General features: G+C 71.2%; 3 protein-coding genes. 1 reads left to right on the top strand and 2 read right to left on the bottom strand.

Annotated elements, in window-relative coordinates:
* Positions 1-26: 26 nt before the first annotated feature.
* Both AB8Z36_RS32630 and AB8Z36_RS32625 read right to left on the bottom strand, forming a co-directional pair.
* The gene (locus tag AB8Z36_RS32630) at positions 27-1,382 is read right to left on the bottom strand and encodes a polysialyltransferase family glycosyltransferase (RefSeq protein ID WP_369216997.1); all 1,356 of its coding nucleotides are present in this window, start codon (positions 1,380-1,382) and stop codon (positions 27-29) included.
* Positions 1,382-2,359, bottom strand: coding sequence for a glycosyltransferase family 2 protein (locus AB8Z36_RS32625; RefSeq protein WP_369216996.1), 978 nt, complete (start codon positions 2,357-2,359; stop codon positions 1,382-1,384). The genes AB8Z36_RS32630 and AB8Z36_RS32625 overlap by 1 nt, the downstream gene beginning before the upstream one ends.
* Positions 2,360-2,557: 198 nt before the next feature.
* Between AB8Z36_RS32625 and AB8Z36_RS32620 the strand changes: the two genes are divergently transcribed.
* Positions 2,558-3,702 (top strand): DUF6716 putative glycosyltransferase (locus AB8Z36_RS32620; RefSeq protein WP_369216995.1); only part of this gene is annotated, 1,145 nt, incomplete at its 3' end.

Raw genomic sequence — 3,702 nt, 5'->3', positions numbered from 1 at the left:
CTCGGGGAGCGTGGGGGCGGGGGCGGTCATCCGAGCGCGGTCCGCTTGAGCGAGCGCTGCACCGAACGGGCCCGGCGGGCCACGCGCCGCACCGCGGCGTTGCGCGGGATGAACGCGAGCTGCGAGGGCACCGCCCCCGGCAGGGCGAGCGCGGTCAGGCGCCGCCGCTTGAAGTATCGCCAGGTGCGGTCGGTCAGATGCCGCGAGAGATAGCGCTCGGCGTCGGCGCGCAGCCCCGGATAGATCTGCGGCTGCATCGCGAAGCCGACGGCCTTGAGGAGGTTCGTCAGCTCGCCGGTGCCCATCCCGGCGCGGGCCTCCGCGACCGCCGTGGCGTCGGTGAGGTCCGGGAGCAGCGCGTCGACGATGGTGACGGGGACGCGGTTGCTGTTCTGGTACGGGGCGAGGCGTTCGAGGAGGAGGTCCGTGCCGGTGCGGGCGACCGGCAGGCCGTAGAGCGCGGACGCCGTGAGCAGGGCGGTGGAGAAGCAGCCGACGACGAGCGCGGGCCGCATCCGCTGGTACAGCTCCTCGGCGAGTACGGGGGTGTCGAGCACCGTCAGCTCGACCCCGATCGCCAGGGCCTCCTTCTCCAGGGTGCGCGACCAGCGGGCCGGTGCCGTGGGGTGCGGCTTGAACACCACCTGCGTGTGGCCGAGCTCGGCGGCGCCGCGCACCATGCGGACGTGCAGCTCCTCCTCTTCCTCGGGGGTGAGGATGGAGAGGGCGGAGAGGTACTGGCCGAGGACGAGCGCGGGCGCCTCTAGGTCGGGCAGCTCGGCCGAGTCCGCGCCGACCTCGCCGAGTTCCGCGAGGACCTTCAGGAACGCGTCCGTCGGCACGATCTCCGGCGTGACACCGAAATCGGTCAGGAGCAGCGGCGTGAGGCCCGGCACCAGATCCAGGTGGAGCAGGCGCCGCACACGGGTGCCGATCAGGGGGTCGATCTTGTTGCGGGTGGGGCCATAGCTCATCAGGCCGTCGGCGTAGACGTCCACGGGGGCGCCGGTGAAGATCTGGGCGAGCGCGAGCGCCGGATTGACCTGGATCGACTCCACGGCGAGCTCGATCTCGTCGTCGCCCAGCTCCCAGAGCATGCGGAGATAGCGCTCCCAGAGCGTCACGTCGTCGCCGCGCGGCGACCAGCCGCCGGGGTGGAAGGGGAAGATCGCCTCGTTCCAGGAGCGCACCTCGTCGAACCGGCCGCGCAGCCGGTCGAAGCCGGGCATCGCGTCGAGCGGCGTCGATGTCTCGGGCGTCGCCGCGTTGTTGCTGACCAGGAGGATGCGCCGGTCGGCGGAGCCGAAGCGGTCGGTGTCCAGGGCCGCGGCGAGCGTCGCCGCGCCGTACAGCGTGGACGCGAGGAAGACTTGCGTCGGCATTACGCGGCCACCTCCGCCGGGACCGCGCGGCGGCGCAGCCTGCGCAGCCGGGTCGCCCGCTGGACGTCCATGGAATCCAGTGCCTGCTCCAGCACGTCCTGCGGCATCCGCTTCAGCGCCGCCGCACTCATCGACTTCAATTTGCGGGCCACGGATGGCTCGAACCTTTCGATGGAACCCAAATGATGGGAGATGATCGCGCAATATGTTCGTACGGCTTTCGGCAGCAGTTCCGCGGCGTCCTTGTCCGACGCGGTTTCCCGTACCACCTGGTCGAATGCCTTGATGAAATCGAGCTGGCGCACGTCACCGATCTGGGTGAGCGACGACGCGACGCCGCGCCGGTAGAACACCCCGAGCAGGCTCACCGCGGCGAACGATTCGGCCTCCCGGTGCAGCCGCCAGATCCACGGCCGGTCCTCGGCCGTGCGCAGCCCGTCGGTGAAATGCAGCAGGCCCTTCTCGGCCAGCCGCCGGTGGTAGACGCCGGCCCAGGCGTACGCGTAGTCGACGGACGTCGAGCGGTCCGCGGGCAGGATCACCTCGCGCGGGTTCATCACCACCCCGCGCCTGCCGTGCGGCACCCGGTGCACGCTGCGGGCCCGCGCGGTGCACTGCACATGGTCGGTTCGGACGAAGTCGCACCCCAGCCCCTCGATGGCGGCCACGAGCCGCTCGTAGTAGCCCGGCGCGAGCCAGTCGTCGCCGTCGAGGAAGGTGAGGTACTCGCCCCGCGCCGCGTCGAGCCCGGTGTTGCGGGCCGTGGCGAGGCCGCCGTTGCGCTCATGTCTGAGCAGCACGGCACCGGGGAGCTCGCGCTCGGCGCGGTCCAGGATGTCCGGGGTCTCGTCGCGCGAACAGTCGTCGACGAGAATGAATTCGAAGTCGTCCCGCGCGTTCGCACGCAGACTCTTCAAGGTGTCGGGCGCGTATTGCTGCACGTTGTAGAACGGCACGATGACGGAGAGCTTAACCACGCGGGTGACGTTAGGTGTCGGCCCGGCATTCGCGTCGACCCGTGGTGGGCCGGAAGGTGAACGACGTGTGGCGGAATGGTTAACCGGACCGCCCCCACGGCATTTCCGGGGCCGATTCGCCATTCGTCGGCATGCTGTTAACCGTTTGTTGCACCTGAGTTGGGCCGCGAATCGAAATGCCTTCCTAGCGTCTGTGACGTGCCAGCAAGTAACCGAAACCCGCTCCGGGTGGCCGTGCTCGCCGACTCCGACACGCGATGGAAGTGGGGCGCCCTCACGGCGGACCGCATCGCGACGGGGAACCGGACCGACGGTCACCGCCTCAGCGGGTTCCTGCTCCGCGGCCGGGCCACCCCCACACCCCGGCAGCTCGAAGAGGTGGGTGTCCGCGCGGACTCCCTGCGCGAGGTCACCGCCGTGGAGTTCCTGCGCGAGATGGAGCGCGACGCGCCCGACGTGATCGTCCTCGCCCTCGTGGGCGGCGCGGTCCAGGCGCTGCTGCACGGACTCGCCCGCGTCGCCGCCGACGCCCGCCTCACCGGCACCTCCGCGACCCGCCCCGTCGTCGTCACCGGCTACGTCGGCGTCGTCTACGAGAAGCTCGCCGACGGGCTCCTGCTGCGGCACGGCGCGGACATCGTCCTCGCCAACTCCCGCCAGGACGCCGAACGCTTCCGCGCGGTGTACGAGGGGGTCGGCGCCGACGCCTCATCCGTCACGGAGGCCGCACTGCCCTTCCTCGGCGGCGCGCCCTACGCCAAGAACGACCCCTACACCGTCGTCTTCGCCGCCCAGCCCTCCGTGCCCGAGACCGCCGCGCACCGCACCTACCTGCTGCGCCGCCTCGCCGAGCACGCCCGCCTGCACCCGGAGCGCGAGGTGCTCCTGAAGCTCCGCAGCAAGCCGGGCGAGCACACCACGCACATCGAGGAACTGCCCTACCAGAAGCTGACCCAGCGCCTGGACGGCGGACTGCCCGGCAACGTCCGCCTCGTCTACGGACACATGGGCGAGGTGCTCGACCGCACCGACCTCCTGGTCACCGTCAGCTCCACCGCGGCACTCGAAGCCCTGCACCGGCGCATCCCCACCGCGGTCCTCACCGACCTCGGGGTGCGCGAGGCGCTCGGCAACCACCACTTCACCGGGTCCGGCTGCCTCGCCTCCTGGGACCAGCTCGACGCCGGGCACCTGCCCGAGCCCGACGAGCGGTGGCTCTCCCGGCAGGGCGTCGCCGCCGACGGATCGTACGAGCAGGCCTTCGACACGGCACGGCAGCGCGTCGGCGACCTCCTGGCCGAGGCCGCCGAAGGACGCCTCGCCCCGCTCAGGCCCTTCTACAG

It is taken from the genome of Streptomyces flavofungini, assembly GCF_041028215.1.
Classification (GTDB): Bacteria; Actinomycetota; Actinomycetes; order Streptomycetales; family Streptomycetaceae; genus Streptomyces; species Streptomyces flavofungini_B.
The sequence above is the reverse complement of the archived record's forward strand: the minus strand, read 5'-3'. Positions and strand labels throughout refer to the sequence as shown.

Coding starts and splice junctions, on each gene's coding strand:
- AB8Z36_RS32630 (WP_369216997.1), bottom strand. CDS start 1,382: ATGCCGACGCAAGTCTTCCTCGCGTCCACGCTGTACGGCGCGGCGACG.